Origin of the sequence: Variovorax sp. Varisp85, from assembly GCF_047304045.1 — a bacterium.
Lineage (GTDB): Bacteria > Pseudomonadota > Gammaproteobacteria > Burkholderiales > Burkholderiaceae_C > Variovorax.
In genome coordinates, this window is record NZ_JBGLYN010000051.1 from 18076 (window position 1) to 43579 (window position 25504).

25 protein-coding genes and 3 pseudogenes are annotated in these 25504 nt (G+C 67.2%); 11 read left to right on the forward strand and 17 right to left on the reverse strand.

Annotated features, from left to right (window positions below; all coding sequences use genetic code 11):
• Positions 1-5: 5 nt before the first annotated feature.
• From ACCC97_RS19525 to ACCC97_RS19550, 6 genes and pseudogenes are all read right to left on the reverse strand, one after another.
• Positions 6-1367 (reverse strand): FAD-binding oxidoreductase, encoded by a 1362-nt coding sequence (locus ACCC97_RS19525; RefSeq protein ID WP_413334489.1) that lies wholly within the window; start codon positions 1365-1367, stop codon positions 6-8.
• Positions 1351-2572 (reverse strand): annotated as a pseudogene (locus tag ACCC97_RS19530) (class I SAM-dependent methyltransferase). The gene ACCC97_RS19525 and the pseudogene ACCC97_RS19530 overlap by 17 nt, the downstream one beginning before the upstream one ends.
• A 7-nt stretch (positions 2573-2579) precedes the next feature.
• On the reverse strand, positions 2580-2810 hold the full coding sequence (locus tag ACCC97_RS19535; RefSeq protein ID WP_413334491.1) for a hypothetical protein: 231 nt from the start codon (positions 2808-2810) through the stop codon (positions 2580-2582).
• Between the two features lie 52 nt (positions 2811-2862).
• Positions 2863-3531 carry a PRC-barrel domain-containing protein gene (locus ACCC97_RS19540; protein ID WP_413334493.1) on the reverse strand — a complete coding sequence of 223 codons (669 nt, stop codon included), beginning with the start codon at positions 3529-3531 and terminating at the stop codon, positions 2863-2865.
• Positions 3532-3547: 16 nt separating this feature from the next.
• On the reverse strand, positions 3548-3925 hold the full coding sequence (locus ACCC97_RS19545; RefSeq protein ID WP_413334495.1) for a hypothetical protein: 378 nt from the start codon (positions 3923-3925) through the stop codon (positions 3548-3550).
• 64 nt (positions 3926-3989) lie between these two features.
• Entirely contained in the window at positions 3990-5027 is a 1038-nt protein-coding gene (locus ACCC97_RS19550; protein ID WP_413334497.1) for a zinc-dependent alcohol dehydrogenase family protein, read from the reverse strand.
• A gap of 109 nt (positions 5028-5136) precedes the next feature.
• Between ACCC97_RS19550 and ACCC97_RS19555 the strand changes: the two genes are divergently transcribed.
• Positions 5137-6393, forward strand: coding sequence for an MgtC/SapB family protein (locus ACCC97_RS19555; protein WP_413334499.1), 1257 nt, complete (start codon positions 5137-5139; stop codon positions 6391-6393).
• A 42-nt stretch (positions 6394-6435) separates the two neighbouring features.
• Here ACCC97_RS19555 and ACCC97_RS19560 read toward each other — a convergent pair.
• A pseudogene (locus ACCC97_RS19560) lies at positions 6436-6630 on the reverse strand (hypothetical protein); the annotation flags it as partial.
• Positions 6631-6708: 78 nt separating this feature from the next.
• On the opposite strand from ACCC97_RS19560, the gene ACCC97_RS19565 reads away from it, so the two are divergent.
• Entirely contained in the window at positions 6709-7542 is an 834-nt protein-coding gene (locus tag ACCC97_RS19565; protein WP_007827751.1) for a universal stress protein, read from the forward strand.
• Between the two features lie 288 nt (positions 7543-7830).
• Here ACCC97_RS19565 and ACCC97_RS19570 read toward each other — a convergent pair whose 3' ends face one another.
• The 3 genes from ACCC97_RS19570 to ACCC97_RS19580 all read right to left on the reverse strand — a co-directional run bounded on the left by ACCC97_RS19570 (position 7831) and on the right by ACCC97_RS19580 (position 9913).
• Positions 7831-8217 carry an RT0821/Lpp0805 family surface protein gene (locus ACCC97_RS19570; protein WP_413334501.1) on the reverse strand — a complete coding sequence of 129 codons (387 nt, stop codon included), beginning with the start codon at positions 8215-8217 and terminating at the stop codon, positions 7831-7833.
• 25 nt (positions 8218-8242) lie between these two features.
• The gene (locus ACCC97_RS19575; RefSeq protein WP_413334503.1) at positions 8243-9427 is read right to left on the reverse strand and encodes a fatty acid desaturase; all 1185 of its coding nucleotides are present in this window, start codon (positions 9425-9427) and stop codon (positions 8243-8245) included.
• 63 nt (positions 9428-9490) lie between these two features.
• Positions 9491-9913, reverse strand: coding sequence for a hypothetical protein (locus ACCC97_RS19580; RefSeq protein WP_413334505.1), 423 nt, complete (start codon positions 9911-9913; stop codon positions 9491-9493).
• 191 nt (positions 9914-10104) lie between these two features.
• On the opposite strand from ACCC97_RS19580, the gene ACCC97_RS19585 reads away from it, so the two are divergent.
• The 3 genes from ACCC97_RS19585 (at position 10105) to ACCC97_RS19595 (ending at position 15416) form a co-directional block, all read left to right on the forward strand.
• The gene (locus tag ACCC97_RS19585) at positions 10105-12477 is read left to right on the forward strand and encodes a phosphoketolase (RefSeq protein WP_007831982.1); all 2373 of its coding nucleotides are present in this window, start codon (positions 10105-10107) and stop codon (positions 12475-12477) included.
• 103 nt (positions 12478-12580) lie between these two features.
• Positions 12581-13309: a winged helix-turn-helix domain-containing protein gene (locus ACCC97_RS19590; protein WP_413334507.1), complete on the forward strand. Its 729-nt coding sequence runs from the start codon at positions 12581-12583 to the stop codon at positions 13307-13309.
• Positions 13302-15416: a PAS domain S-box protein gene (locus tag ACCC97_RS19595; protein WP_413334509.1), complete on the forward strand. Its 2115-nt coding sequence runs from the start codon at positions 13302-13304 to the stop codon at positions 15414-15416. Before ACCC97_RS19590 ends, ACCC97_RS19595 begins: the two co-directional genes overlap by 8 nt.
• A 33-nt stretch (positions 15417-15449) precedes the next feature.
• Here the strand turns inward: ACCC97_RS19595 and ACCC97_RS19600 are convergent, their stop codons facing one another.
• Positions 15450-16217, reverse strand: coding sequence for a Crp/Fnr family transcriptional regulator (locus tag ACCC97_RS19600; protein ID WP_413334511.1), 768 nt, complete (start codon positions 16215-16217; stop codon positions 15450-15452).
• Between the two features lie 236 nt (positions 16218-16453).
• Here ACCC97_RS19600 and ACCC97_RS19605 point away from each other — a divergent pair, with 236 nt between their 5' ends.
• From ACCC97_RS19605 to ACCC97_RS19620, 4 genes are all read left to right on the forward strand, one after another.
• Entirely contained in the window at positions 16454-16957 is a 504-nt protein-coding gene (locus ACCC97_RS19605; RefSeq protein WP_413334513.1) for an ornithine carbamoyltransferase, read from the forward strand.
• 137 nt (positions 16958-17094) lie between these two features.
• The gene (locus tag ACCC97_RS19610) at positions 17095-17748 is read left to right on the forward strand and encodes a BON domain-containing protein (RefSeq protein ID WP_007831990.1); all 654 of its coding nucleotides are present in this window, start codon (positions 17095-17097) and stop codon (positions 17746-17748) included.
• Positions 17749-17750: 2 nt separating this feature from the next.
• Positions 17751-17924 carry a hypothetical protein gene (locus ACCC97_RS19615; RefSeq protein ID WP_413311904.1) on the forward strand — a complete coding sequence of 58 codons (174 nt, stop codon included), beginning with the start codon at positions 17751-17753 and terminating at the stop codon, positions 17922-17924.
• Between the two features lie 99 nt (positions 17925-18023).
• A complete protein-coding gene (locus tag ACCC97_RS19620; RefSeq protein WP_413334522.1) occupies positions 18024-19013 on the forward strand; it encodes a zinc-dependent alcohol dehydrogenase family protein in 990 nt (329 codons plus the stop codon).
• A gap of 24 nt (positions 19014-19037) precedes the next feature.
• Here ACCC97_RS19620 and ACCC97_RS19625 read toward each other — a convergent pair whose 3' ends face one another.
• The 4 genes from ACCC97_RS19625 to ACCC97_RS19640 all read right to left on the reverse strand — a co-directional run bounded on the left by ACCC97_RS19625 (position 19038) and on the right by ACCC97_RS19640 (position 21968).
• On the reverse strand, positions 19038-20390 hold the full coding sequence (locus tag ACCC97_RS19625) for an MBL fold metallo-hydrolase RNA specificity domain-containing protein (RefSeq protein ID WP_007831997.1): 1353 nt from the start codon (positions 20388-20390) through the stop codon (positions 19038-19040).
• Positions 20391-20398: 8 nt separating this feature from the next.
• Complete coding sequence (locus ACCC97_RS19630; protein WP_413334515.1) at positions 20399-21223, reverse strand: universal stress protein; 825 nt, start codon at positions 21221-21223, stop codon at positions 20399-20401.
• 284 nt (positions 21224-21507) lie between these two features.
• Positions 21508-21816, reverse strand: coding sequence for a high-potential iron-sulfur protein (locus ACCC97_RS19635; RefSeq protein WP_042673185.1), 309 nt, complete (start codon positions 21814-21816; stop codon positions 21508-21510).
• Positions 21813-21968 (reverse strand): hypothetical protein, encoded by a 156-nt coding sequence (locus tag ACCC97_RS19640; protein WP_007832004.1) that lies wholly within the window; start codon positions 21966-21968, stop codon positions 21813-21815. The genes ACCC97_RS19635 and ACCC97_RS19640 overlap by 4 nt, the downstream gene beginning before the upstream one ends.
• Positions 21969-21982: 14 nt before the next feature.
• Between ACCC97_RS19640 and ACCC97_RS19645 the strand changes: the two genes are divergently transcribed.
• Positions 21983-22519, forward strand: coding sequence for a BON domain-containing protein (locus tag ACCC97_RS19645; protein ID WP_237726071.1), 537 nt, complete (start codon positions 21983-21985; stop codon positions 22517-22519).
• Between the two features lie 110 nt (positions 22520-22629).
• A complete protein-coding gene (locus ACCC97_RS19650; RefSeq protein ID WP_413334518.1) occupies positions 22630-24210 on the forward strand; it encodes an oleate hydratase in 1581 nt (526 codons plus the stop codon).
• Between the two features lie 28 nt (positions 24211-24238).
• Here the strand turns inward: ACCC97_RS19650 and ACCC97_RS19655 are convergent, their stop codons facing one another.
• Positions 24239-24925, reverse strand: coding sequence for a sulfite exporter TauE/SafE family protein (locus tag ACCC97_RS19655; RefSeq protein WP_413334520.1), 687 nt, complete (start codon positions 24923-24925; stop codon positions 24239-24241).
• A gap of 2 nt (positions 24926-24927) precedes the next feature.
• A pseudogene (locus ACCC97_RS19660) lies at positions 24928-25440 on the reverse strand (coproporphyrinogen III oxidase); the annotation flags it as partial.
• Between the last annotated feature and the right edge of the window lie 64 nt (positions 25441-25504).

Here is a 25504-nt window from a genome sequence, read left to right on the forward strand (position 1 = left end):
CCGGATCAGTGCTTCAGCACGCACTTGTCGTACAGATGCGGTGCGCGGCCTTCGGGGTCGTAGCGGCGCTTGAGCATGGTGTAGGTGCCCATGCCGTAGGCGCTGTCGAATTCCTCGCGGGTGAAGAAGCTGTCCGAGTAGAGCGACTTGATGCCCCCCAGGCGCAGCACTTCCTGTTCGACCAGGCGGTTGAAGTGCCCCGCTTCATGCGCTTCGCGGCGCTCGACCACGTCCCAGAAGCCGAAATTGACATGCAGCGTGCCCCCATCGAGCGGGTACAGCGCAAAGCAGGCGCCAGGGTCCGGCACATGCAACGGGCAGATCCAGACCGGCAGGATGCCGATCTCGCGCTGCAGGAAGTCGAGGAAGGCCGGCGCCGAGCGGATCGGGACGTCGACGTCCTGGATCACGGATTCGGTGTGCAGCCCGTGACATGCTGCCAGGCGCCTTGTCACGCTCCAGCGGGCATTCAGGCGCATGAGCCGCGTGTAGGTACGGGAGTTGAGGTGCTCACGGCCGAACAGGCGACGCACCAGCGGGTTCTGCGCGCCGAAGTTGCGCGAACACCAGAACCAGTCCGTATCCCAGCGCCACAGGTAGTCGTGCACGCTGAGGTAGTCGACCGGCATCTCCAGCAGCGAGCGGTAGTAGATGCGCTCGAACTCGTAGTTGCTCAGCCAGGGGGCGGTGTTCTCGAAGCGAGCGATGTTCAGCACCATCGACCGGGGGCCGAACACTACGCCGTCGACAAAGTCGGCATCGCCCTCGCAGGCCTCGGCCAGCGCCGCGAAGAATTCCTCGGGATGCTCGTATGCGATGTGCTCCACGCGCACATAGGGCTGCACGGGCAGCGTGCGCAGCACCAGCCGCAGTGCGTAGCCGAGCGAACCGTAGGAATTCGGAAAGCCGAAGAACAGGTCGCGATGCGCGTTGTCGGGGGTGCAGTGGACGATGCGGCCGTCCGGCAGCAGCACGTCGAGTTCCAGCACCGAGTGGTGGACCAGCCCCTGGCGCATCGATGTCGCCTCGATGCCCACGCCCGCTACCGCCCCGCCCACGGTGATGGTCTTGAGCTGGGGCACCACCGCCGGCATCATGCCGTGCCGCAGCGTTGCAGCCACCAGAGCCTCGTAGGTGGCCATGCCTTCGACCTCGACCGTGCTGCATGCGGTATCGATGCCGATGACATGGTTGAAATCGCCGAGGTCGATGAGGCGCCTCGGACCGGCCTGGCGGTCGCGGAACAGGTTCGACGTTCGCTTGGCCAGCGCGATCGGCGGCGCCGGCCCCACGCCGTCTTCGCGCATGGCCGCCATGAGGTGGCTCCTGCGTTCCGCGTGAGCCAGCGCCTCAGTGCTGCGGTTCATACAGGTGCTCCCTGCCCATCGGGTAGCTCTGCGGTGTCACATTGCCCTTGCTGAAGACGATCTGGAACAGGTGCGTGTAGCCCGCCTGCGAGCGGAACATCTCGGCGCAGCCGATCAGGTAGGTGCGCCAGATGCGCCGGAAGCGTTCGTCGAAGCGCTGCGGGTCGAGGATCTGTATGGCAGGCCAATGCGTCTCGAAGCGTTCGGCCCAGGCATCGAGCGTGGGTGCGTAGTGCCGGCGCAGGTTCTCGATGTCGAGCACCTCCAGGCCGCTGCGCTCCATTTCCACGATCACGTCGGCCAGACTGGGAATCCAGCCGCCGGGAAATACGTGCTTGCGTATGAAGAGCTCCGTCTCGAAGCGCCCGACGTGGCCGATGAAGTGCAGGATGCCGAGCCCGCCGGGCTTGAGGAACTGCGCGTGCGCCCGGATCACCTCGGGCAGCTGGTCGCGGCCCGCGTGCTCCAGCGTGCCGATGGATACGACCTTGTCGTACTGCTCGTCGACGTCGCGGAAGTCGGCTTCGCGCACCTGCAGCGAGGCTTCCAGTCCGCGCCGCTCGATCTCGTCGCGCAGCCATTCGACCTGCTCGGTGGTGGTGTTGAGGCCGACGCCGGTGGTGCCGATCTTTTCCCGCGCGGAACATGAAACCGCCGAAGCCGCAGCCGATGTCGATGAAGCGGTCTTCGGGCTTCAGCATGATCTTGCGGCACACGTGGTCGATCTTGCGGCGTTGCGCTTCCTCCAGGCTGCGGGTGCCCTCGGGCCAGTAGCCGCAGGTGTACATCATCAGTGGATCGTCGAGCCACGGCCGGTAGAAGCCGGTGCCGAGGCCATAGTGCGCGCGTGCGTTGGCCTTGGCATGGGCCGGGTCCCGGTTGGAGTGGCGCAGCTCGTGCAGGCTGTTCTCGATGCCGTTGAGCGCACCGGCCTGCTGGTCGAAGCCGGCGGTCATGCCGGCCGCCAGGGCGGCACCGAAATCGCCCTCGACGTCCACTTCCTGGTCGAAGTAGGCGTCCATCAAGCCGATGTGGCCGCGCGTCGCCGTGGCGAACAACGCGGCCTCGGTATGGAAGGTGATGGTGAAGACCGGTGGGCCCTCGCCCACGCCATGGCGACTGCCGTCGGGCATCACAACGGCGAAGCGCGTCGCGGCGCGCTGGCCGATGCCGTCGAGCATGTTGCGCAGTGGAAGGGACAGCATCGCGCGCCTAGCCGTCCAGCGGTACGCCGCCGCCGAAGCGGCAGATCCACTGGTCCGTGAGTTCGCGCTGCACTGCGCCCATCGAGCGCTGCCAGGCCGCCAGCATTTCCCATTGCTCGCGCTGTGCCAGCAACATGCTCTTGCCGACGGCCATCTGCCAATTCATCACGGATTGAAGGTAGCCGGCTCCGAATGCAGTCGGGACCGTCGGGGTTATGGAAAAGGCGTCGTTGGGCATGAGAAATGTCTCCATGAGCTGAAAGTTCGTTCTGGGCGCGGGCGATGCTTCGTCAGGCCGGTGCGCCGCGGATCGCACTGCGCAGGCGCGCCGAGGCCTGGCCGACTTCGGCTTCCACGGCCTGCCATTGCGCCGCGTCCGCGGCCTCCATTTCGGCCATCTTGTCTTCCACCACCTGCTGGCGCTGCCTCAGCTCGAGGATCTGCAGTTCCAGGTCGACCCTGCTTTCCGCACTGCGATGGGCGGAGATGCGCTCCAGCCGGGCGATGGTCTGCCGGGCCCTGTCCACATCCTTCTGCGCCTGCTCGACGATAGTGCTCTGCGTGCGGGTGATGGGGGCATGAACAAAGGCTGGCTGCGCAGCCAGCGACAGCCGGTCCGTATCCGGAAGCACAAGGCGGCTTCCGTGCACCTGCAGTTGCGCCGCGGGAACGGCGACGAGGCGCCTGGATGCCCCGAGGGGATTGCCCGTGACGACGATCAGGAAGGTCACGTGCTTGTCGGTGCCGACGATCAGGTCGAGCGCCTTGCCAAGCGTATCGCCCGACGCGTTGTACACGGGCCGTCCGAGGATGCTCTGCTTCGCGCTCCATCCAGCGATCACCTGCTCGGTTTCGGCGGTCGTGGAGCCCAGCCGCCTGGTACCGGCCACCTGCGCGCCCGCAGTACTGGCGAGCGCGAGCGCCATGCCCAGAACGGCGATGTTTCCAGCTCTCTTCATGGGAGCTCCCGGCTCATCAGGTCTTCATGGGCGTTGCCATGCCCGCATGCAGCGAGAAGTAGCGACGCGCCAGCGCGATCAGTTCGTTGGTGCTCATGTGCCCCACCGTCTCCCAGCCAACGATGTGCTGCGCAAGTTTGGGACGGTGCTTCTCGACGTAGTGGCGGAAGTCGGTTTGCGCTGTATGGGAGCCGGCAACCAGTACTTCGGCGACCCCCTTCATCGCATCGCACACCTCGCCGAAGAACTCGTGCTCGCTGCGCACGTTGCTGCCATGCTGCCGCGTGCAGTGGACATGCTCCCTGACCTGCTGCGCAAGAACCTGCGAAGCGTCGAACTGAAGGACTTGCGCTGCGTGGTGATCGACCCAGGCGACTGCATGAAAAAGCGACATTGAAGAACCCGTTGGAAAGAGGAAATGGAAGAGGCGGAAGAAAAGTCCGGCAGGCGCAAGGGCCCTACGCTTCGATGATCACTTTGAGCGCATGCGTCTCGGCGGCGCGCCCGAAGGTGTCGTAGGCATCCAGCACCTGGTCCAGCGTGAAGCGGTGCGTGATCAGCCGGGCCGGGTCCACCTTGTGGGACTGCACCGTCTTCAGCAGCATCGGCGTGGACACGGTGTCGACCAGCCGCGTGGTGATCGCGATGTTCTGCGACCACAGCCGCTCCAGGTGAAGCTCGGCCGGGTGCCCGTGAACGCCGATGTTCGCGATGGTGCCGCCGGGCGCCACGATGTCCTGGCACAGCACGAAGGTGGCCGGTATGCCGACCGCCTCGATCGACACGTCGACGCCGCGGCCGCCGGTCAGCGCGAGCACCGCCTCGGCCGCCTTGCCGTCGGTGCTGTTGATCGTGTGCGTCGCGCCGAAGCGGCGCGCAACCTCCAGCCGGCCGTCGTCCAGGTCGATCAGGATGATCTGCGACGGCGAATAGAACTGGGCCGTGAGCAGCGTGGCCAGTCCGATCGGCCCGGCGCCCACGATGGCCACCGTGCTGCCGGGCGCGACCTTGCCGTTGAGCACGCCGCACTCGAAACCGGTCGGCAGGATGTCGCTGAGCATCACCAGCGCCTCTTCGTCCGAGCCAGGCGGAACGGGATACAGGCTGGTGTCCGCATGCGGAATGCGCACGTACTCGGCCTGCGTGCCGTCGATGGTGTTGCCGAGAATCCAGCCACCGGTGGCGCAATGCGAATACATGCCGCGGCGGCAGTTCTCGCACTTGCCGCACGAAGAGATGCACGAGATCAGCACATGGTCGCCAGCCCTGAAGGCCGTGACGCCGGCGCCGACGCTCTCGATCACGCCCACACCCTCGTGCCCGAGGATGCGGCCCGGCGTGCAGGTCGGCACATCGCCCTTGAGGATGTGCAGGTCGGTGCCGCAGATGGTCGTCTTGAGTATCTTGACGATGGCGTCGCCCGGCGTCTGGATCTCCGGCTTGGGATGGTCTTCGAGCGATTTGAGGCCGGGGCCCCTGTATACGAGTGCTTTCATGCCACCACGTTATGCCTCCCCGTTCGCGCGCCCTTGAGATAGCGCAAGGAATGCCTGCGTCGCCGTGCAGATGCCTTGACGCGCCGCCACGCCGGAGGACACTGAATGCATGAACACCTTCAGCCCATCGGCTGCGATCGTCGGACTGGCCGTGGCGCTGGGCATCGGCATGATGGTCGGCATCGAACGCGAACGCCGAAAGGGCGACGGCGACCGGCGCGCGGCCGCGGGGCTGCGCACCTTCGCCGTCGTGGCGCTGGCGGGTGCTGTCGCGCAGATTCTTCCCGTCCCGGCGCTCGTTCCCATCGGGGGAGCGCTCGTCGCCACGCTGGCGGCTGTGTCGCACTGGAAGAGCCGCTCGCAAGATCCGGGCATGACCACCGAGATCGCCCTGTTCGCTACTTACCTGGTCGGCGTGCTGTGCATCATCGAGCCATCGCTTGGCGCGGCCTGCGGGACCGGCCTGGCACTGCTGCTGGCGGCGCGCCGCAGGCTGCATCGCTTTGCAACCGAGTTGCTCAGCGAGCAGGAACTGCACGACGGCATCCTGCTGGCGGCGCTCGCCCTCATCGCGCTGCCGCTCATTCCTTCCCGGCCCATCGAGATGCTCGGCGGCATCAATCCCCGGCCGCTGGCCTCCATGGTGCTGCTGATCATGGCGATACAGGCCGCGGGACAGGCAGCGGTGCGATGGCTCGGCGTGCGTGGCGGCCTGCTGGGCGCGGGCTTTGCATCAGGGTTCGTGTCGAGCACGGCCACCGTGGCCTCGTTCGGCAACCGTGCGCGCGAACAGCCACTGCACACCGGCCTGCTGGCCGGTGCTGCGGCCTTGTCTGCGGTGGCCACCTGGGTGCTTGCGCTGGCAATGACCGCCGCCTTGTCGCCGCCGGCCGGGCTCGCGCTGTTGCCGGTGGCACTTGCCGGCGCGGCAGGCGCGGCGGCCGTGGGCCTGCTGCCGCTTCTGTCTTCCCGGCCATCAGCGGCGATCGAGGCGCCCGCCAGCACGCGCACCGCGCTGCGCCCGCGCGAAGCGTTCACCGTCGCGCTCGCGCTGGCGCTGGTTGCGCTGCTGGTGGGCACGGCGCAGCGGCACTTCGGCGACACCGGCCTGCAGGTCGGCATCGCGCTCGCGGCGCTGGTCGACGCGCACGCGCCCGTGGCCTCGCTCGCCTCGCTGCACGCGGCCGGCACCTTGTCTGTGGATCAGTTCGTCCGCGGCGTGCTCGTGGCGGTCGGAACCAACACACTCACACGCTGCATGGTGGCCCTGGCTGCTGGCGGCAGGGCTTATGCGCTGCGCGTGGCAGCGGCACTGGTGGCAAGCCTGGCCTGCGCATGCGCCGTCGCGGTCTGGCTCAAGGGGTGAGCCGCTTCATACGAACGCGAGCCCGGGCGCCGCCTGCGGGCCACGGTACAGCCTGAGCGCAGGGTCCTCGACCACGTACTCCTTCACCTCGCCCTCCGGCAGTCGCTTGCGTCGCGTGAAGGTCCAGGCGTAGGCCGGCTCGATGCCGTGGCTCGCGTTGTCCGAAAGGGCAAGGCTGATGGTGCCGGCAGGCGCAATCGACAGCAGGTGCGAGTTGCGCATGCCGAGATGCCCTCGCTGCGCCTTGATCCAGCGCAAGACGCCGGGCCCGGCGGACTTCTAGAGTTCTCCTCATTCACCACATCCGTTCCTGAAATGAACACGCTGCGCTCAATCCTCGTCCACCTGGATGGCACCGAACGTGCCGAGGTGCGGCTGCGGCTCGCGCACCGGCTCGCGGCCATGCACGAGTCGGCATTGACCGCGCTCTTCGCGGTGTCCCCGTCCGTGCTGGCGGTGCTACCGCTGATGGGTGGAATTCCGTCGATGCCGATGGCCGGAGAGGTCGATCCCGATCACCGCGCCCATGCCGCAGCCGTGTTCGAGCGCCTTCTGCAAGACCATGCCAACCGTAGCGACTGGCGCGAACTGCGCGGCGAACCCGTCGTCGAGAGCTTCATCCAGCGCGCGCTCACCTGCGACCTCATGGTGCTGGGGCAGCGCAACCCGCGGGACGTGGCCGGTTTCGATGTGCCCGGCGACTTTGTCGAGGCAGTCATGCTCGGCAGCGGCAAGCCTGCATTGATCGTTCCTTTTGCCGGCAGGGTGTCCCCGAAGCCGGAGAAGGTGTTGGTCGCCTGGCGTTCGACACGCGAGTCCGCCCACGCACTTACCACTGCCCTGCCCATGCTGCAGGCGGCGAAGGAGGTCCACCTGGAGGCCTGCGCAGACAGCGAAGACCCCGTGCCGCCGATGTCCCGGCTGCGGGATTACCTGCGCCTGCACGGCATTGGGCAGGTGCAGGAGCACCGGGCCCTGGAAGACAGCAGGCACGCCGGCCAAGCGCTGCTGTCGCTGGCGGGGAAGATCGGCGCCGGACTGATCGTCATGGGCGGCTATGGCCACAGCCGTGCGCGCGAACTCGTGCTCGGAGGCGCCACCCGCACGATGCTGGAATCGGCCACGGTCCCGGTCTGGATGGCGCACTGAGCGGCGGCGCCCGCCAAAACTTCATCCGGCGGCTTTCCAGAGACGGACAAGGGCTTCGCGCGCTGGTCTCCTCCTTGTGCGCACGTGCCGCCTTCCGAGCCGCATTGGGCGGCGCGCTGCAGCGCCTCCTCGACGCGGCCGGGCAGCGCGATGTCGCGCTTGAGCCCCGTCACGAACTCAGCCGGTCCGGGCTCGTGCAACCGCCATTGCACGACTGCGCAGAGGCCGTCGGCGTCGCTGTTGCAGACATCGAATCGCCGGACCAGGCTCGGCCTCTGTCACCGTGCCTCAGCCCGGGATGCGCCAGGCCCCATCGGCCTGCCGGCATGCGCTGCCGCCGATGCTGTCGGACCGCCCGCCGACCGACACTTCCAGCTTGAAGTTGCGGCACCGGGCGCCGCGCTGGTCGAAGCTGCGCGTGGGCGTGAAAACGAAGCTGTCGCCCGTCTCGCGATTGCGCCAGACAGAGGACTCGCCGTTCGCCAGCGTTTCCAATGCACTCGCCGCGCGGCGGCGGTCGTTGTCGTCCATCGCCCTGGCCGCCACACTGCCGGGCGCCGTACCCGCGAGAGATCCGGTGAGCATGCTGCCGGCTGGTGTGCGCCCGGGAAAGCTGCCGCAGCCGGTCAGCGCCAGTGCAACGCACGAAGCGGAAATAGCCGGTGCAAGCTTCATTCGCATCTCCTGGACGCTCGGCCGTTCAGGCGTAGGAACGCAGGCGCCGCGAAAAATCGGCCAGCGGCGCGATGCCGCTCGCCTCGGCGCGCTGGCACCAGTCCTGCAACTGCCGGGCGAGCTGCTCGCCGGTGGCCGTGGAACGGCTCCATAAGGCGGTCAGTTCCCCGCGCATCGCGTACATCGTAGCCAGCGCCTGCGATGCATTCAATGCCTGCAACACCTGCTGGTAACGCGACGGGCCGAGCAGGCCCTGGTCCTTGCCCAGCAATGGTTTCACCGCCTTGAGGGCGCGTGCGGCCTCCGGCGACATGCGACGCAGCCGGTCGAGTTCCGCGACGCAGGCCTTCTTCAGCGAGCGCGTGTAGTTCGACAGCACGTCGTAGTGGCAGCGGATGACTGCCTGCACCGTGGCGAGATCGACATTCGCCTTGGGCGCAACGAGGCGCGGCGTCGGCGCCACGTGCTTCACCGTCGCGAGCCCCAGGGCCTGCAACGTGCGGATGTAGAGCCAGCCGATGTCGAACTCGAACCACTTGCTGGAGAGCTTGGCCGAGCTGGGAAAGGCGTGATGGTTGTTGTGCAGCTCTTCCCCGCCGATCAGGATGCCGATCGGAAAGATGTTCGTGCTGGCGTCACGGGCGGGCCAGTTGCGGTAACCCCAGTAGTGGCCAATGCCGTTGACCACGCCGGCCGCCCAGAATGGAATCCACGCGATCTGCGTGAGCAGTATCAGGCTGCCCGGCACGACGCCGAAGAGCACCATATCCACGATACCCATCAGCACGATGCCGAGGATCTTGTGCTTCGAGTAGAGATTGCGCTCCAGCCAGTCGTCGGGCGTGCCGTGGCCGTAGCGCTCGAGCGTTTCCGCATGCCCCGCTTCGCGCACGTAGAGGAACACGCCGCCCCACAGCACCCTGTTGAGTCCGTACACCTGCGGGCTGTGCGGGTCTTCGGGTGTTTCGCACTTGGCGTGGTGCTTGCGGTGCACCGCGGCCCACTCCTTCGTCACCATGCCGGTGGTCAGCCACAGCCAGAAGCGGAAGAAATGGCTCACCGCCGGGTGCAGTTCGAGAGCGCGATGCGCCTGGTGGCGGTGCAGGAAGATGGTGACCGAAGCGATGGTGACGTGCGTGAGCGCCAGCGCGGCCAGCACAGCGCCCCACCAGGCAAGATCGAGAGCGCCGGAATAAAGCAGGGTTTGCATTCGTACCTCGTGAATAGTGCGGACGATTCTGCGGACTGCACTGGCTCCGGGCTTTGATGCAGGTCAACACGCCAGCCTCTGGCCATTCACCTGCGAGATCACTCGCCGGGTCTTGCCGCTGCGCCCGCAATGCGCACTTTCGCCGCCATGGCAATGGGATATGGATGCCTCTGCCGCGGCCAATGCCCCGTGGAGGGTGCGCAAGGCGTCGTTCACCACAGCCCGTCGGGACGGTGAGGCCTCGACGGCTACCGGCGGCGTGTGCGAAATACCGTCCGTGTCCGAACGCCGGAACGCCTGCATCGGCGCCATGGCCAGAGCCGGCCAGTCCTCGGCCCGCATGACGGCATCCGTCTCGGCGCGGGTCAGTGCGATGCCGTCCTGCAGGATGCGCGATCCGATCGTCTCGAACATCTCGAGCGAGTGCAGCCAGATGCCGTACTGCGCCTTGCACAGCGCCAGCGGAAAAGTGAAGCCGGAGTTCATGGTGTGTCCTCTTGCCCGACGGGGCGTTCACACGAATGCTGACGCCGCACCGCCCTGCCCGGCTTGCGCGGGATCAAGGCAACACAAAGCCACGCCTCCTGTATCGGTTGTTACCGGTTTGAGCGACATCAACCCTGCACACGCTCGCATGCCCATACTGGAACGTCCGTCCACCCAGAAAGCAGCTCGACATGGCCTTCTCCCCTGCACCGGCAATTCCGGACGACGACTTCACGCTGCTCGATGCCTGGTGGCGCGCCGCCAACTACCTCTCGGCGGGCCAGATCTACCTGATGGACAACCCCCTGCTGCGCGAGAAGCTCTCGCTCTCGCACATCAAACCGCGCCTGCTGGGGCATTGGGGAACGACGCCGGGCCTGAACTTCATCTATGCGCACATGAACCGCGCCATCAATGCGCGGGACCTCGATGCCATCTTCATCGCGGGCCCGGGCCACGGCGGGCCGGGCGTGGTCGCCAACACTTACCTCGAAGGGACCTACAGCGAGGTGTATCCCGCCATCGGGCAGGATGCCGAGGGCCTGCAGCGCCTGTTCACTCAGTTCTCGTTCCCGGGCGGCATTCCGAGCCACGTCGCGCCCGAGACGCCGGGCTCCATCCACGAGGGCGGCGAGCTGGGCTATTCGCTGCTGCACGCCTACGGCGCGGTGTTCGACAACCCTTCGCTGCTGGCCTGCTGCGTGATCGGCGACGGCGAGGCCGAGACCGGTGCGCTGGCGGCGAGCTGGCACTCCAACAAGTTCCTGAACCCGCAGCGCGACGGAGCGGTACTGCCGATCCTGCATCTGAACGGCTACAAGATCGCCGGCCCCACCGTGCTGGCGCGCATCGGCGAGGAAGAACTGACGCAGTTGCTGCGTGGCTACGGGCACGAGCCGTACTTCGTCGTGGGCGACGAGCCGGCCGGGATGCACAGGCAGATGGCGGCCGTGCTCGATACAGCGCTGGACAGCATTCGCGCCATCCAGGCCAGCGCCCGCAAGGACGGTTTTCACACGAGGCCGCGCTGGCCCATGATCGTGCTGCGATCTCCCAAGGGCTGGACCGGACCGCGCCAGGTTGACGGCCTGCAGGTCGAAGGCACCTTCCGCGCGCACCAGGTGCCGCTCACCGACTTTGCAGCCAAGCCCGGCCACGTCGAACTGCTCGAACAGTGGCTGCGCAGCTACCGGCCCGAGGAGCTGTTCGATGCGCGCGGCGCCCTGCGCCCCGAAATCGCGGCTCTCGCACCCGTGGGCCTTCGCCGCATGAGTGCCAATCCGCACGCCAACGGCGGACTGCTGTTGAAGGATCTGACGATGCCGCCCTTCCGCGCACACGCCGTGCCGGTGGCTGCGCCGGGCGCGGTCGATGCAGAGGCCACGCGCGTCGTGGGCAACTTTCTGCGCGAAGTCATGCGCGCCAATGCGCAAGATCGCAACTTCAGGGTGATGGGGCCTGACGAAACCGCGTCGAACCGGCTCGGCGCCCTGTTCGAGGTGACCGAACGTACAACGACCGCCCGGATATGGCCGGGCGACGACCACCTTTCGCCCGATGGCCGCGTGATGGAAGTGCTGAGCGAACACCTTTGCCAAGGCTGGCTCGAAGGCTACCTTCTGACCGGGCGGCACGGCTTCTTCTCGTGCTACGAGGCCTTCATCCACATCATCGACTCGATGTTCAACCAGCATGCCAAGTGGCTGAAGGTCGCGCGCGGCATCGGCTGGCGGCGGCCGATAGCGTCGCTGAACTACCTGCTCACGAGCCACGTCTGGCGGCAGGACCACAACGGCTTCAGCCACCAGGACCCGGGCTTTCTCGATCACGTGGTCAACAAGAAGGCCGAGGTCGTGCGCGTGTACCTGCCGCCGGACGCCAACACCCTGCTCTCGGTGACCGACCATTGCCTGCGCAGCCGCGACTACGTGAACGTCATCGTGGCGGGCAAGCAGCCCGCGCCCCAATGGCTGGACATCGATGCCGCGACGCGCCACTGCACCGCGGGCCTGGGCATCTGGGAATGGGCGAGCAACGACGAAGGCGGCACACCCGACGTGGTCATGGCCTGCGCCGGTGACGTGCCCACGCTGGAGACGATGGCAGCGGTCGACCTGCTGCGCGAAAAGGTACCGGAGCTGAAGGTGCGGGTCGTGAACGTGGTCGACCTGATGGCGCTGCAGTCGCCTGCCGCGCACCCGCACGGCCTTTCCGATGCCGACTTCGACACCATCTTCACCACCGACAGGCCGGTGATCTTCGCGTTCCACGGCTACCCGGCGCTGATTCACCGGCTGATCTACAAGCGGCAAAACCACCCCGGCTTCCACGTCCACGGCTATTGCGAGGAAGGCACCACCACCACGCCATTCGACATGACGGTGCTCAACCGGCTGGACCGCTTTCATCTCGCCGCCGATGCCATCGCACGCGTGCCGCGCCTGTGCGACAGCACGGGGCATGTGCAGCAGCATCTGCGCGACAGGCTCCTGGAGCACCGGGCCTACATCACCCGCCACGGCCGGGACATGCCGGAGGTCGAGAACTGGCGCTGGACGCGATAGCCGGCGACAGGGCTGCAAGGGGTGCCGCCGGCCAGGCGTGCGTGCTACGCTCATGCCGATCCAGGATGTTTACAACATTCGCGCCTTATTTCCTTGCCCACGCATGAAACCTGCCTCCCACATCGCGGTGCTCGACGACGAGGTTGACATCACCCTGCTGCTGGCCAACTACCTGCAGGGCCACGGTTTCCGTGTCACCCAGGTCCACAACGGCCGGGCCCTCATGACGCTGATGGACACCGACCCCGCAGACCTCGTGCTGCTTGACCTCGGCCTGCCCGGCGAAGACGGCTTCACCATTGCGCGCCGCGTGCGCGAAAGCTGGCGCTGCGGCCTCGTCATCGTCACGGGCCGGGGCGATGCGGTGGACAAGGTGGTGGGCCTCGAGGTGGGCGCCGACGACTACGTCACCAAGCCTTTCGACCTGCGCGAGCTGGTGGCGCGCGTGAAGGCGGTGCTGCGGCGGCTGACGCCCGAGGCGCTCGCGGCCGCGCCAACCGCAGCGGTTTCTCCCGACAAGCTGCGCTTCGCCGGCTGGCAGCTCGACACCGCCGCGCGCAGCCTCAGGAATCCGCAAGGCGAGCAAGTGCCCCTGACCGGCGGCGAGTTCGACCTGCTGCAGGCCTTTGCCCGCCATCCCGGCCGCGTGCTGTCGCGCGACTTCCTGCTCGGGCAGACACGCGGTCGCGAAGCCGCCCCCTTCGATCGCACGATCGACGTGCAGGTCGGCCGGCTGCGCAAGAAGATCGAGGCGGATGCGGACGATCCGCAGCTCATCAAGTCGGTGCGAGGCGCGGGCTACATCCTGGTGCCGTCGGTTTCCCATGGCTGACGCCGCGGACAACCCGCCCTTCCTGCCCGACGCGCCCATCCAGGGCTTGCCGTCGGGCATCGACGAAGGCAGCGTGTTCCGCCTGCTCTTCATCGCCTACCCCGATTCGCTGCTGCTGGTGGACCAGTCCGGCAGCATCATGCTCGCCAACCCTTCGGCAGCCGCGCTGCTGGGCTATGCGGTGGGCGAGCTGGTGGGCCTGAATGTCGACGTGCTGGTGCCCGACAGCATCCGCCCGCGCCATGCCTCGTACCGCGAGGCCTATGGCCGCGCGCCCCGCCCTCGTCCGATGGGCACGCACATGGAGCTGGTGGCCAAGCGCAAGGACGGCAGCGAGGTCATGGTCGAGATTGCGCTCAGCCCGCTGCAGAGCCACGGGCTGCCCTTCGTCGTGGCCGCCATCCGCGACATCGGCGCCTACCCGCGCGTGAAGCAGGCGCTGCAGCGCGCGCGCTACAGCGAACACCTGGCCCAGCTGGGGCGCCTGGCGGTCGACACGCGCGACCTGCAGGTGGTGCTCCAGCACGTGCCGGAAATCATCACCACGGCCTTGCAGGTCGAGGTCGCAATGGTCTGGCTGCTCGACGGCAACCGCCTCGAGTTCCGTGTGGCCAGCGGCGTCGGTCTGGTCGCCGGCGAGGAGATAGGGGCGCGCATCGCCAACCGCCCCGACACCCCGCCGGGCTTCGTGTTCTCCCAGGGCCGGCCGGTCGTGGTGCCGGACTACCGCAAGGAAGACCGGTTTTCCGTGCCCAGGGCCTACCTCGACTCTGGCCTGGTCAGCGCGCTTGCGGTGCCGCTGACCGACCTGGGGCGCGTGATCGGCATGTTGTCGGTGCGCTCGAAGGAATCCAAGCGCTTCGGCGACGAGGAAGTCCGTTTTCTCGAATCGCTGTCCAGCCTGCTTGCCACCAGCCTGCAGCGCGTGCAGACAGAGGAGGCGCTCAACCATGCCCAGCGGCTCGAAAGCGTCGGCCAGCTCACGGGCGGCATCGCGCATGACTTCAACAACCTGCTGACCGTGATCCAGGGCAACCTCCAGGTTCTGGAAGAGTTGCCTGCCCTTGCGCAAAACGGCTACGTGCAACAGTTGCTGGGCGCTGCCAACCGGGCTTCGCGACGCGGGGCCGAACTCACCGGCAAGCTGCTGGCGTTTTCCCGGCGGCAGGTGCTGCAGCCGGTCGCCATCGATTCGCACGCGCTGCTGCACTCGCTGGCGGACATGCTGCGCCGCACGCTGGACCAGCGCATCCGCATCGAGATCGACACCGCCCCCGGTTGCCCGCCCGTGATGGCGGACCCGGGCCAGCTGGAATCGGCGCTGCTCAACATCGCGATCAATGCACGCGACGCCATGCCTGAAGGAGGCACGCTGCGCTTTTGCACCGAACTGTGCGGCGCCTTGCCGATGGCGCTGCGCAGCCAGCGCAACGACCCTCGCGGCGATGCATCGGCGCGTTTCGTCGCGATCTCCATCGCCGACAGCGGCACGGGCATGTCCGAGGAGGTGAAGGAGCACGCCTTCGAGCCCTTCTTCACCACCAAGGAGGTCGGCCGCGGCACGGGCCTGGGCCTGAGCACGGTGTACGGCTTCGTCCACCAGTCCCGGGGCGCGGTCGCGATCGACAGCAAGATCGGCCACGGCACCACGGTCACGCTCTATCTGCCGCAACAGGAGGAAGTCCGCCCGCCCGCCGCGATGGAAGAACCCGCCGGCGAGGCCATTCCATCCGGCCTGCGCGTGATGCTGGTCGAGGACGATGTGGAAGTGCGCAAGGTCGCGAACACCTTCCTGACCACGCTAGGCTGCAAGGTCTTCACCGCCGCCACGGCCGAGCAGGCGTTGTCGGCGCTGGACGCGGGCGCCGGGCCCTTCGACCTGCTGCTGAGCGACATCGCGCTGGGCGCCGGCATGCGCGGCACGCGCCTGGCCTCGGAGATTCAGCAGCGCTTTCCGCAAATGGCCGTGCTGCTGATGTCGGGCTTTTCGTCGGAACTGCTCGATGCCGACCGGGAGGTGCCGCAAAGCTGGGAATTGCTGCCCAAGCCTTACACGCGCTCTGAACTGGCGCAAGCCATGGCGAAGGTGCTTGCCGGCGGCGCTTGAACGGGGGGCGGCCGGCCCGGCTTGCTGGATTGATTACTGGAGCATCGCGGGCGCGGGCGACAGGCAGCGCTGCACGAAGGCGGACAGCGCGCGCACGTCGGGAATCTGCACGTCGCGGCGCCCCTTGGTGGCAAAGCCGATGACGTTGTCGCGCGCCAGCCGCGAGAGCGCCCGGCTCACGCTCTCGAGCGTCATGCCCAGGTAGTTGCCGATCTCGGCGCGCGTCATGCGCAGCGTGATCTCGTCGGTGCGCATGCCGCGCTCGGCCAGCGTCTCCGCCCAGTAGCGCAGGAAGTCGGCCACGCGGGCATCGGCCGGCAGTGTGCAGACGGACATCAGCGAATCCCGGTCGTGCGCGATCTCGCGGCTCATGGCGGCGTGCAGCACCTGCAGCAGTATCGGGTGGCTGGCGCAGGCGGCCAGCAGGGCCTCGTACGACACGACCCAGATCTCGCCCGTGTCCATGGCCACGGCATCGCACGAATAGCGCCCGCCGGCGATGCCGTCGAAGCCGAGCCAGTCGCCACGGAACTTCAGGCCCACCACCTGCTCGCGCCCGTCGGCCGAGAGATTCACGATCTTGAAGAAGCCCGAATTCAGGATGTAGAGATTGCCGAAGCGCTCGCCCGCCTGGTAGATCGTGTCGCCCGTGTGCACCACGCGGCGCTGGGGGGTGAGTTGCTCGCACAGCAGCTTCAGCGTATCGGCGGTGTTCCGACCCTCGCACTCCCGGCCGATGCTCGGCAATGCCAGGCCGGCCGGGACCGGTGTGGTCTTCGAGGGAGTGACGGTATTGAGCATCTGGATTCCTTGGTGGTCTGTCGCGTGTCGATGGATGGATGCTAGGAAGCCTTCGGCAACGCAATGACAACGGCTGGAGTCGGTGGGTAACGCTCGGAGAATGCAATGTGTCCGGCGTGTATCAACGGCATGGGACGTGCCGCAAATCACATATGTGCACCCCCGTGCTTTGACTTGCATCAAGTCCGGGCCCATCGGGGTCCTTAGCCTTGGCAGGCCACATATCGACCATTTCCATGCCCCTCTCCCACAAGACTTGTGCCCCCGAGGCCGCGCCGCAGCTCTCGCCGCTGGAGGTGACGAGCCTGCTGTGCCGCGCGCAGCTGCTCCAGCGCGCCGCACTGGACGGGAGCACCCCGAGGCTGCTGCGCGGCAAGAATCTGGGGCTTCTGTGCGAAATGCCGGCCGACGAGGCACAGGCGCTTTTTCGCAGCGCTGCCGAGGAAATGGGCGCGCACGTGGCGGTCATGCGCCCGGGCCTGTCGCTCGCGAGCGCACAGCAGGAAGTGCAGAACACGGCCCGCATGCTCGGCCGTCTCTACGAAGCCGTGGAATGCCAGGGCCTGGACCCCGAGCTCGTGCAGCGCATCGGCCAGTACGCCGGGATCCCCGTCTTCGACGGCGCTGCCACGAAAGCCCATCCAACCGGGCACCTTGCCGAGTTGCTCGGCGACAGGACCCCGCTGGCCGACAACCGGCGCTTCGTGCTCCAGGCCCTGCTGCTGGACGCCATCGCCTGAGCCGCCTGCCGCACGCCGCGCGCACTTGATCCAGCGCAATGCGGCCGGGCCTCCCGGTTCCTACAGTGAACTCCACGGTCGCAAACGGTTTTCACGCGACGACCGCTCCGCCATTCACTCACTGCAAGGAATCTCCCATGAAGACCGATACCCAATTGCGCAACGACATCCAGGCCGAGTTGAACTGGGCACCCGACGTCAAGACCTCCGACATCGGGGTGATCGTCAAGGACGGCGTGGTCACCCTCACCGGCCACCTGGCCAGCTACGCCGAGAAATACGCCGTCGAGCGCGCTGTGCAGCGCGTGCATGGCGTCAAGGCGCTGGCCATCGAACTGAGCGTGAAGCTGCCTTTCGACAATCAGCGCACCGATGCCGACATCGCCATGGCGGCCGAACGCGCGCTCGAGTGGAACGTGCTCGTGCCCGACGACAAGATCCACCCCATGGTGGAAAAAGGCTGGCTCACGCTGAACGGCGAAGTCGAGTGGGACTATCAGCGCAGCGCCGCCGAAAGCGCGGTATGCAACCTGATGGGCGTGACCGGCGTGTCGAACCTCGTGAAAGTCAAGCCGAAGGTGAGCCCCGCCGATATCGAGAAGAAGATTCACGACGCGCTTTCGCGCCAGGCCGACCGCGAAGCCCGCCAGCTTGCCATCACGGTCAGCGGCTCACAGGTCACGCTGCGCGGCACGGTCCATTCCTGGACCGAGCGCGACGCGGTGCAGGGTGCCGCATGGGCCACCCCGGGCGTTACGGTGGTGGTGAACGATCTGCTCGTGGACGCCTGAGCATGCGCGTCGCGCTCGTCACCGGCGGCAGCAGCGGCATCCTGTCGGCCATTCCGGCCGGCCGCCTGGCCACGCCGGGGGAGATCGCGCGCGGCGCGGCGTCCCTCGGCGCCGACGAGTCCGCGTTCGTCAACGGCATCACACTGTCGATCAACGGCGGCAAGTACATGGCCTGAGGCGGCAACGCCCGGGCGTTTTTTTCAGCGAGACCTGCCATGCATGCCATCTCCGGGACACAAGCCACTCTCGATCCCTGCGTACGGAGCGAGCCGACCATGTGCGCCATGGTGCTGAACGCAGCGCTGCTGCCGCTCGAACTGGAGCAACGCAACATCCCAAAGCCTGGGCCCGGCGAGCTTCGCCTTCGCGTTCTGGCCTGCGCGGTCTGCCGTACTGACCTGCACATCGTCGATGGCGAGTTGCCGCTGCCCGTGCTGCCGATCGTGCCGGGTCACGAGATCGTGGGCGTGGTGGAAGAGACCGGCTCCGGGGGAACAGACTATCGCGTGGGTGACCTCGTCGGCGTGCCCTGGTTGGGCCACACCTGCGACTGCTGTGCCTTCTGCGCGGAGGGCCGCGAGAACCTCTGCGACACGCCGCGCTTCACCGGCTACCACCGCGATGGCGGCTTCGCGAGCCATGTGATTGCCGAGGCCGCGTTCTGCCTTCCACTGGCCATGCCCAAAGCCGATGCCGCCCGCATTGCCCCCCTGCTCTGCGCGGGCCTGATCGGCTGGCGCAGCCTGAAGGCAGCCGGCGAAGGCGTGCGCCGGCTGGGCATCTTCGGTTTCGGCGCCGCGGCGCACCTGGTAGCGCAAGCGGCCATTGCGCAGGGTCGCGAGGTCTTCGCATTCACCCGGCCCGCGGACCTTGCGACGCAGGCCTTCGCCCGCAGCCTCGGCGCCGTGTGGGCTGGCGGCTCGAACGAGCGGCCGCCCGAGCCGCTGAACGCGGCCATCATCTTCGCGCCCGTCGGCGAGCTGGTGCCGGCCGCGCTGCGTGTCGTGCGCAAGGGCGGCCGGGTTGTGTGCGGCGGCATCCACATGAGCGACATCCCGGCCTTCCCGTACCGGCTGCTGTGGGAGGAACGCAGCGTTGTCTCGGTGGCGAACCTCACGCGCGCCGATGCGAAGGAGTTCCTGGCATTCGCGCAGGCGCATCCGCTGCAGGTGCACATCAGGACCTATCCGCTCGCGCAGGCCAACGAAGCGCTGGCCGATCTGCGCGCGGGCCGCATCGAGGGCGCCGCGGTGCTGGTGCCCTGAACGGGAGCCCGCGCGCCGGGCGCTTCAGAGCTCCCGCGATTCGCGGTAGTCGGGCACCGTGCACGGCCAGCCGTGGCGCTCCTCGATGGCCAGCCGCAATGCATCGGCAGCCACCGGCTCTCCGTGGGTCACGAACACCCGGCGCGGCGCGCGCTGTGCATCGAGCCAGGCGAGCAGCTCGTCGCGGTCGGCATGGGCCGACAGGGTCTCGAGGTTCGCGACCTCCGCGCGTACCGGCACGTAGGCGCCGTGGATCTTGATCGCGTCGGCGCCGGCCACCATGGCCGCGCCGCGCGTGCCGGCGGCCTGGAAGCCTGCGAAAAGGATGGTGTTTCTGGCGTCGGGTGCGTAGGCCTTCAGGTGGTGCAGCACGCGCCCGCCGGTGGCCATGCCGCTGGCCGACACGATGATCGAAGGAAAGCCCAGGGTGTTCAACCGCCGGGATTCCTCGATCGTGTTGACGATAGTGGTTTTCCCCTGCATGGCGGCGCATTGTTCGGCGCTCAAGCGGTGTTCGTCCAGGTGCTTGCCATAGATGCGCGTGGCATCCGCCGCCATCGGGCTGTTGAGGTATACCGGCATGTCGGGAATGCGCCGCGCCTGCTTGAGCAGCTGGATGCAATGCAGCAGCGTCTGCGCGCGTCCGACGGCAAAGGCCGGAATCACCACGATGCCTCCGCGCGCGGCCGTGCGGTTGATCACGCCCGCCAGTTCGGCCAGCGTGTCCGACGCCGGATGCCTGCGATTGCCATAGGTCGACTCCACCACCACGTAGTCTGCCGGTTCGGCGACTTCGGGCGGGCGCATCAGCAGGTCCTGGCTGCGTCCCAGGTCTCCCGAGAACAGGATGCTCGAGCCTTCCCAGCCGACGCGCAGGCTGCCGGCGCCCAGGATGTGGCCCGCCCTGTGCAGTTGCCAGGTCCAGCCGGGCCAAGGGGAGCACTCCTGGCCGAACGGGACGACCTCGAAGCGCTTGAGGGCCGCGCGCGCGTCCTGCTCGGTGTAAAGCGGCAAGGCGGGCTTGTGCTTCGAATGGCCGTGACGGTTGGCGAAGTCGGCGTCTTCCTCCTGCAGGCGGCCCGAGTCGGGCAGCAGCAGTTCGCAAAGCTCACGGGTGGCCGAGGTGCAATACACCCGGCCCTTGAAGCCGAGCTGCACCAGCCGCGGCACGAAGCCGCTGTGGTCCATGTGCGCGTGCGTCAGCAGCACGGCATCGATCGCTGCTGCGTCGACCGGCAGCGCTTCCCAGTTGCGAAGGCGCAGCTGCTTCAGCCCCTGGAAGAGGCCGCAATCGACGAGCAGCCGCCGGCCTTCGTGCGTCAGCAGGTACTTCGAGCCGGTGACGGTGCCCGTGCCGCCGAGAAAGTCGATGCGCATGGTGTGCCTCAGTGCGACATGAGCACGGGCAAGGTCATCCACTGGAGCATGGACAGCGTGGCGCCGCCCATCACCCATTCGCGCGCCCGGCTGTGGCCATAGCAGCCCATTACCAGCATGTCCGAACTCAGATCCGCGGCAAAGGACAGCAGCTTGTTGCCGACGTCGTCGTCGTTGTCGCCGCCGGGATGCAGCGTGATGTTCTGGACGCCTTGCGTCCGCAGATAGTCCTGCAGGCGCTGCAGCGAAGCCTCGGCGTCTTCGCCGTAGGCCACGACATGCACCCGGGCCGCCTTTCGCAGCCATGGCAGCGCGGCGGTCACGGCGCGCGCGGACTCGGGGGTTTCCTTCCACGCCACCAGTACGTTGCGGCCGATGGAGCCAACCGGTCCCGCATACGGCAGCACCAGTGCCGGCCGGCCGCTCTGCACCAGCACGCTGGGCAGGAAATCGCCGGGCAGTTCGCCGTCCATCGGATCGTTCCGGTCGCGCTGACCGAGGATCATCAGGTCGGCATAGAGCGCGCGCCGCGCGAAGCCCCAGGGTCCATCGCTCTCCGGCTCGGCCCAGTGCAGGCGCTGCGAACCTGCGCTGTGCTCGATGAAGGTGGCGTGCATCCTGTCGCGCGCGTCCTTGTCGATCTCCTGCATGATCGCGACCGCCTCCGCCGCGGCCTCGATGGCGTACGGGTAGCGCATGAGTGCGGAAAGGGTGCACGGCCGGGCGGTCACTTCGGCATCGAAAGTCTCCGCGAGCTGGCGCGCCAGCTTGATGCGCTCCACCGCACGGGCCGAGCCGTCAAGGTGAAGCAGGATGGATTTCGGGGTCTGCATGAGGGCTCCTTGGACTGACGGGCTTTGGATGGGACGACCTTAGGCCTGCTCGAATCGCACAGCCTTGCGCTGAATCAATCGCCCGCGAACTAACTTCCACGCGACAGCGCCGATGCTTGATCGAGCGCAAGACCGGGCCGGCACGCATGCCTAGCCTCGCACGGCCGCAAGGGCATCAAGCGGCTGCTGCTTGGCAGCGAGACGCAGCAATGCGTCATGCGATTTTGGCCGCCGCAGCTCAACGCGTCTGAAGGAACTCTCCGATCCCTTGGCGACAAGAGGCGCTAGGCCTTTTTTGCCCAGGCGCTGCACCAGCCCTTTGCGCTCACAGGCTTCCCCGGAAACAACGCGCAATTGCCAGTGGCATCTGTCGGCTTGGACTGCCAGAGTGCGCAGCCGTTGCACAGCTGGGCGTTGTCGTGCTTCGGAAACCTCTTCGCGTCGGCCTTCGCTGAATCGGCAACATATCCCAGGGCCGCGGCCTGTGGGTCTTTTTCGTCGAGTCGGGCTTCTGCGAACGCGCCGGTGGCAGAGACGGCTGCCCCCGTTGCGGCCAGCGTGAGCATGAAAGTTCGGCGGCTGGAGGATTTCATCGTGAGTCTTTCGTGGTGTGTGAAGTGGGTGTCGAGCCGTCCTGCGCGGGACTGCGCTCGTTCAAACCCGCGAGCACGAGAACGCTTGTGGCCAGAAGCGTGGCGACGCAGAACCCCAGAAATTGCAGGGTTCCGTTCAATGTAATGTTCATGGGACGACCTCGTGATGGGCGAATGGGATTGCCTGCGGTCATTCTCGAGCGAGCGGCTGCAAGTGGCCTTGCGCAGGATCAATCCCGGAGCGGTTACCCAGCATGTTCAGCAGTCCTTGTTCGCGATGCGCGGATCAGGAACGCGCGCATTGCATCGAAGCTTGCGCTGGCGCAAGGTGTTCTTCTTCTCGATCGGCAAGATCGCGTCATCCCCAAGAAGGACACAAGACATGAACGCACCCGATGTGCCGTTGCGCCTTCCGACCTATGCACCGCCGGAAACTCTCGCCTCCCTCCGTTTTCCAGAAAGGATTGCCATGAACCCGGACATTCAGCTCAGACACGATGTCTTCGCCCAGCTCAACTGGGATCCGGCCGTCAACGCCTGCGATGTCGACGTGCGCGTGACCAATGGCGTGGTGACCCTGGTTGGCAGGGTGGCCGACGAGGCCCAGCGGGCAGCCGCGGAACGCGCCGCACGCCGCACTGAGGGCCTGACGACACTGCTGAACGGACTTACCGTCCGGCCTGCAGCGGTGATCGCGCGGTGATCGCGGCCACCGGCCGGGGGCTGCTGCGCTGCATCAAGCCGCGGCCCCGCCAGTGGCCTTAGCCTTGTGCCGCCCCCACGGTGCCTCATCGCTTTCCCGAGGAATATTCCATGCCCCCTTTCAACCAGGCCTACATCGTCGGCAGCGGTATCGGCGCGCTGAGCGCGGCCGTGCTGCTGATACGCGACGCAGGCATGCATGGTTCACGCATCCGCATCCTCGAGGAATCGCCGTTGCCCGGCGGCGCACTCGACGGCGCGGGCAACGCGAGCCAAGGCTACGTGACGCGCGGCGGCCGCATGTTCACCGACGAGACTTACACCTGCCTGTGGAACGTTCTGGACAGCATCCCCTCGCTGGACACGCCTTCGCGCACGGTGCACGAGGAGGTCCGCGCCTTCAACCAGCAACTGCTTTCGCATGCGCGTGCGCGGCTGATCGACCGACACCACCGCATCATCGATGCCAGCGACCTCGGCTTCGACCTGCAGGACCGGCTGGAGCTGATGCGCCTGCTGGCCACGCCGGAACGCGCGCTGGGTGCAAAGCCCATCGAGGAATACTTCTCGCCGCACTTTCTCGACACCAACTTCTGGGCCATGTGGCGCACCACCTTCGCATTCCAGAACTGGCACAGCGCGGTCGAGCTCAGGCGCTACATGCTGCGCTTCCTTCAGGAGCTGCCGCGCATCCACACCCTGGGTGGCGTTCGCCGCACCACGCTCAACCAGTACGACACCATCGTGCGACCCATGGTGAAGTGGCTGCTGGCGCACGGCGTGCTTTTCGAGTTCGGCACGCGCGTGGTCGATGTGGACTTCGCCGACGCCAGCAGCGGCCTGCGGCTTCAGACGCTGCACGCCCTGCGCGACGGCCGCCCGCTGTCCTACCACCTGGGGCCGGACGACTGCGCTCTTCTCACGCTCGGCTCCATGACAGCCGATTCGCGCAACGGCAACGACCACCAAGCGCCCGAACTCGTGCGCGACCAGCGCGATGGCGCCTGGACGCTCTGGAAGAACATGGCCCGCAAGGCACCCGGCCTCGGCCGGCCCGAAACTTTTTGCGGCCACGTCGACGAGAGCAAGTGGGCATCGTTCACGCTGACCATGAGCAGCCCGCTTCTGCTGCAGCGCATCCAGGCCTTCTCGGGCAACGAGCCCGGCACCGGCGGCCTCATGACCTTCAAGGACTCCAGCTGGCTGATGTCGATCGTGGTTCCGCATTCGCCGCACTTCGACGAACAGCCAGACGGGGTGTACACGCTCTGGGGCTACGGCCTGCTGCAGGAAACCCAGGGCAACTTCATCGACCGGACGATGGCACAGGCGACCGGACAGGACATACTGACCGAGCTCATGCATCACCTGGGCTTCGAGGACATCCTCGAAGAGGTGCGGCAAACCACCACCGTGGTGCCCGTGATGATGCCGTACATCACCAGCGAATTCGAATGCCGGTCCCTGTCGGACCGACCGCCCGTCCGTCCTCCCGGCGCCAGCAACTTCGCCCTGCTCGGCCAGTACGTGGAGATCCCGGAGGATGTGGTCTTCACGGTCGAGTATTCGGTACGTGGCGCCATGCATGGCGTCTACGGGCTCATGGACGTGAAGAAGGAGGTGCCGCCCATCTACCACGGCATCGCCGATGCGAAGGTCGCGCTGGCCAGTCTGCGCACGCTGATGGGCTGAGCGCGCAGCAGGCTCGCCTCGACCTTGCTCAGCCGCACCAGGCCGCTACCTGCCGTGTGATGTCCGACCACAGCGCCTGCAGCGCCACCGCCGAAAGCAGCACTCCGGCCAGGCGCGCACCCCAGGTGCCACGGCCATTCCAGCGCAACCGCCGCCACAGCCAGGGCGCCAGCAGCAACGACAAGCCACTACCGGCCGCGAACGACGCCATCGCGCCGGCGCCCTGCAACGGGTCGCTGCCAAGGCTGGCCAGCATCAGCGCCGAATACAACAGCCCGCACGGCATGGCGAACCACAGTGCGCCCGTCGCCAGCACGCCCAGCGGGGTGCTGGCGGCCAGTGGCCGCAGCCGCGCCTCGAGCAGGCGGCCCGTGCGTCGCGCCCACAGTGGCTGTCGTCCCGTGGCCGCCAACATCGCACCCCAGGCGAACACGAACACATGCAACAACACCCACAGCGGTTTCAACGCCGCGATATGGGTGCCCGCCAGGGCCAGGCTGTCGACGCTCGCCGCGGCGACCGCGCCCGCAGCGGCATAGCCGGCAATGCGCCCCAAATGAAACGCGGCAGGTGCCGACGATGCCAATGCGCCGCCGCCGGCCCTGGCCGGCACGATGCGGATCACAGCCGCAGACGCCGCACCGCACATGGCCACGCAGTGCGGGCCTCCGGCCAGGCCCATCAGCAGCGCAGCGCCGGCGAGTGCGGTCTGCATGGTCAGACCACGCGCGAAAAGCGCTCGCGATGGGCGCCGCAGTACTTGTCGAACACCATGGCGACGGCGCGCACGAGGAACCAGCCCCGCGGCGTCACCTTGATGTCGTGGTCGGTCAGGCGCACCAGCCCCTGTGCGACCAGCGGCCCGAGCGCGGCGAATTCGGCCGCGAAGCAATGGCGGAAATCGACCGTGTGTGCCTCGCCCATGGCGTCGAAGTCGACATGGCCGCGGCACATCAGCGCCATGATCACGTCGCGCCGAAGCAAGTCGTCGCGCGACAATGCCAGCCCCCGCACCACCGGCAGGCGGTGTTGATCAAGCAGGTCGTAGTAGTTCTCCAGCGTCTTGGCGTTCTGGCTGTAGGTGGCGCCCATGCGGCCGATGGCGGATACGCCCAGTGCGACCAGATCGCCATCCGGCTGGGTGCTGTAGCCCTGGAAATCTCGGTGCAGCCGGCCGTTGCGCTTGGCCACGGCCAGCGGGTCGCCTGGCAACGCGAGCATGGTCAGACCACGCGCGAAAAGCGCTCGCGATGGGCGCCGCAGTACTTGTCGAACACCATGGCGACGGCGCGCA

What these genes read in the sequence shown, in the direction of transcription:
- ACCC97_RS19525 (WP_413334489.1), bottom strand. Translation starts at nt 1,367, where the DNA reads ATGAACCGCAGCACTGAGGCGCTGGCTCACGCGGAACGCAGGAGCCAC.
- ACCC97_RS19535 (WP_413334491.1), bottom strand. Translation starts at nt 2,810, where the DNA reads ATGCCCAACGACGCCTTTTCCATAACCCCGACGGTCCCGACTGCATTC.
- ACCC97_RS19540 (WP_413334493.1), bottom strand. Translation starts at nt 3,531, where the DNA reads ATGAAGAGAGCTGGAAACATCGCCGTTCTGGGCATGGCGCTCGCGCTC.
- ACCC97_RS19545 (WP_413334495.1), bottom strand. Translation starts at nt 3,925, where the DNA reads ATGTCGCTTTTTCATGCAGTCGCCTGGGTCGATCACCACGCAGCGCAA.
- ACCC97_RS19550 (WP_413334497.1), bottom strand. Translation starts at nt 5,027, where the DNA reads ATGAAAGCACTCGTATACAGGGGCCCCGGCCTCAAATCGCTCGAAGAC.
- ACCC97_RS19555 (WP_413334499.1), top strand. Translation starts at nt 5,137, where the DNA reads ATGAACACCTTCAGCCCATCGGCTGCGATCGTCGGACTGGCCGTGGCG.
- ACCC97_RS19565 (WP_007827751.1), top strand. Translation starts at nt 6,709, where the DNA reads ATGAACACGCTGCGCTCAATCCTCGTCCACCTGGATGGCACCGAACGT.
- ACCC97_RS19570 (WP_413334501.1), bottom strand. Translation starts at nt 8,217, where the DNA reads ATGAAGCTTGCACCGGCTATTTCCGCTTCGTGCGTTGCACTGGCGCTG.
- ACCC97_RS19575 (WP_413334503.1), bottom strand. Translation starts at nt 9,427, where the DNA reads ATGCAAACCCTGCTTTATTCCGGCGCTCTCGATCTTGCCTGGTGGGGC.
- ACCC97_RS19580 (WP_413334505.1), bottom strand. Translation starts at nt 9,913, where the DNA reads ATGAACTCCGGCTTCACTTTTCCGCTGGCGCTGTGCAAGGCGCAGTAC.
- ACCC97_RS19585 (WP_007831982.1), top strand. Translation starts at nt 10,105, where the DNA reads ATGGCCTTCTCCCCTGCACCGGCAATTCCGGACGACGACTTCACGCTG.
- ACCC97_RS19590 (WP_413334507.1), top strand. Translation starts at nt 12,581, where the DNA reads ATGAAACCTGCCTCCCACATCGCGGTGCTCGACGACGAGGTTGACATC.
- ACCC97_RS19595 (WP_413334509.1), top strand. Translation starts at nt 13,302, where the DNA reads ATGGCTGACGCCGCGGACAACCCGCCCTTCCTGCCCGACGCGCCCATC.
- ACCC97_RS19600 (WP_413334511.1), bottom strand. Translation starts at nt 16,217, where the DNA reads ATGCTCAATACCGTCACTCCCTCGAAGACCACACCGGTCCCGGCCGGC.
- ACCC97_RS19605 (WP_413334513.1), top strand. Translation starts at nt 16,454, where the DNA reads ATGCCCCTCTCCCACAAGACTTGTGCCCCCGAGGCCGCGCCGCAGCTC.
- ACCC97_RS19610 (WP_007831990.1), top strand. Translation starts at nt 17,095, where the DNA reads ATGAAGACCGATACCCAATTGCGCAACGACATCCAGGCCGAGTTGAAC.
- ACCC97_RS19615 (WP_413311904.1), top strand. Translation starts at nt 17,751, where the DNA reads ATGCGCGTCGCGCTCGTCACCGGCGGCAGCAGCGGCATCCTGTCGGCC.
- ACCC97_RS19620 (WP_413334522.1), top strand. Translation starts at nt 18,024, where the DNA reads ATGTGCGCCATGGTGCTGAACGCAGCGCTGCTGCCGCTCGAACTGGAG.
- ACCC97_RS19625 (WP_007831997.1), bottom strand. Translation starts at nt 20,390, where the DNA reads ATGCGCATCGACTTTCTCGGCGGCACGGGCACCGTCACCGGCTCGAAG.
- ACCC97_RS19630 (WP_413334515.1), bottom strand. Translation starts at nt 21,223, where the DNA reads ATGCAGACCCCGAAATCCATCCTGCTTCACCTTGACGGCTCGGCCCGT.
- ACCC97_RS19635 (WP_042673185.1), bottom strand. Translation starts at nt 21,816, where the DNA reads ATGAAATCCTCCAGCCGCCGAACTTTCATGCTCACGCTGGCCGCAACG.
- ACCC97_RS19640 (WP_007832004.1), bottom strand. Translation starts at nt 21,968, where the DNA reads ATGAACATTACATTGAACGGAACCCTGCAATTTCTGGGGTTCTGCGTC.
- ACCC97_RS19645 (WP_237726071.1), top strand. Translation starts at nt 21,983, where the DNA reads ATGGGCGAATGGGATTGCCTGCGGTCATTCTCGAGCGAGCGGCTGCAA.
- ACCC97_RS19650 (WP_413334518.1), top strand. Translation starts at nt 22,630, where the DNA reads ATGCCCCCTTTCAACCAGGCCTACATCGTCGGCAGCGGTATCGGCGCG.
- ACCC97_RS19655 (WP_413334520.1), bottom strand. Translation starts at nt 24,925, where the DNA reads ATGCAGACCGCACTCGCCGGCGCTGCGCTGCTGATGGGCCTGGCCGGA.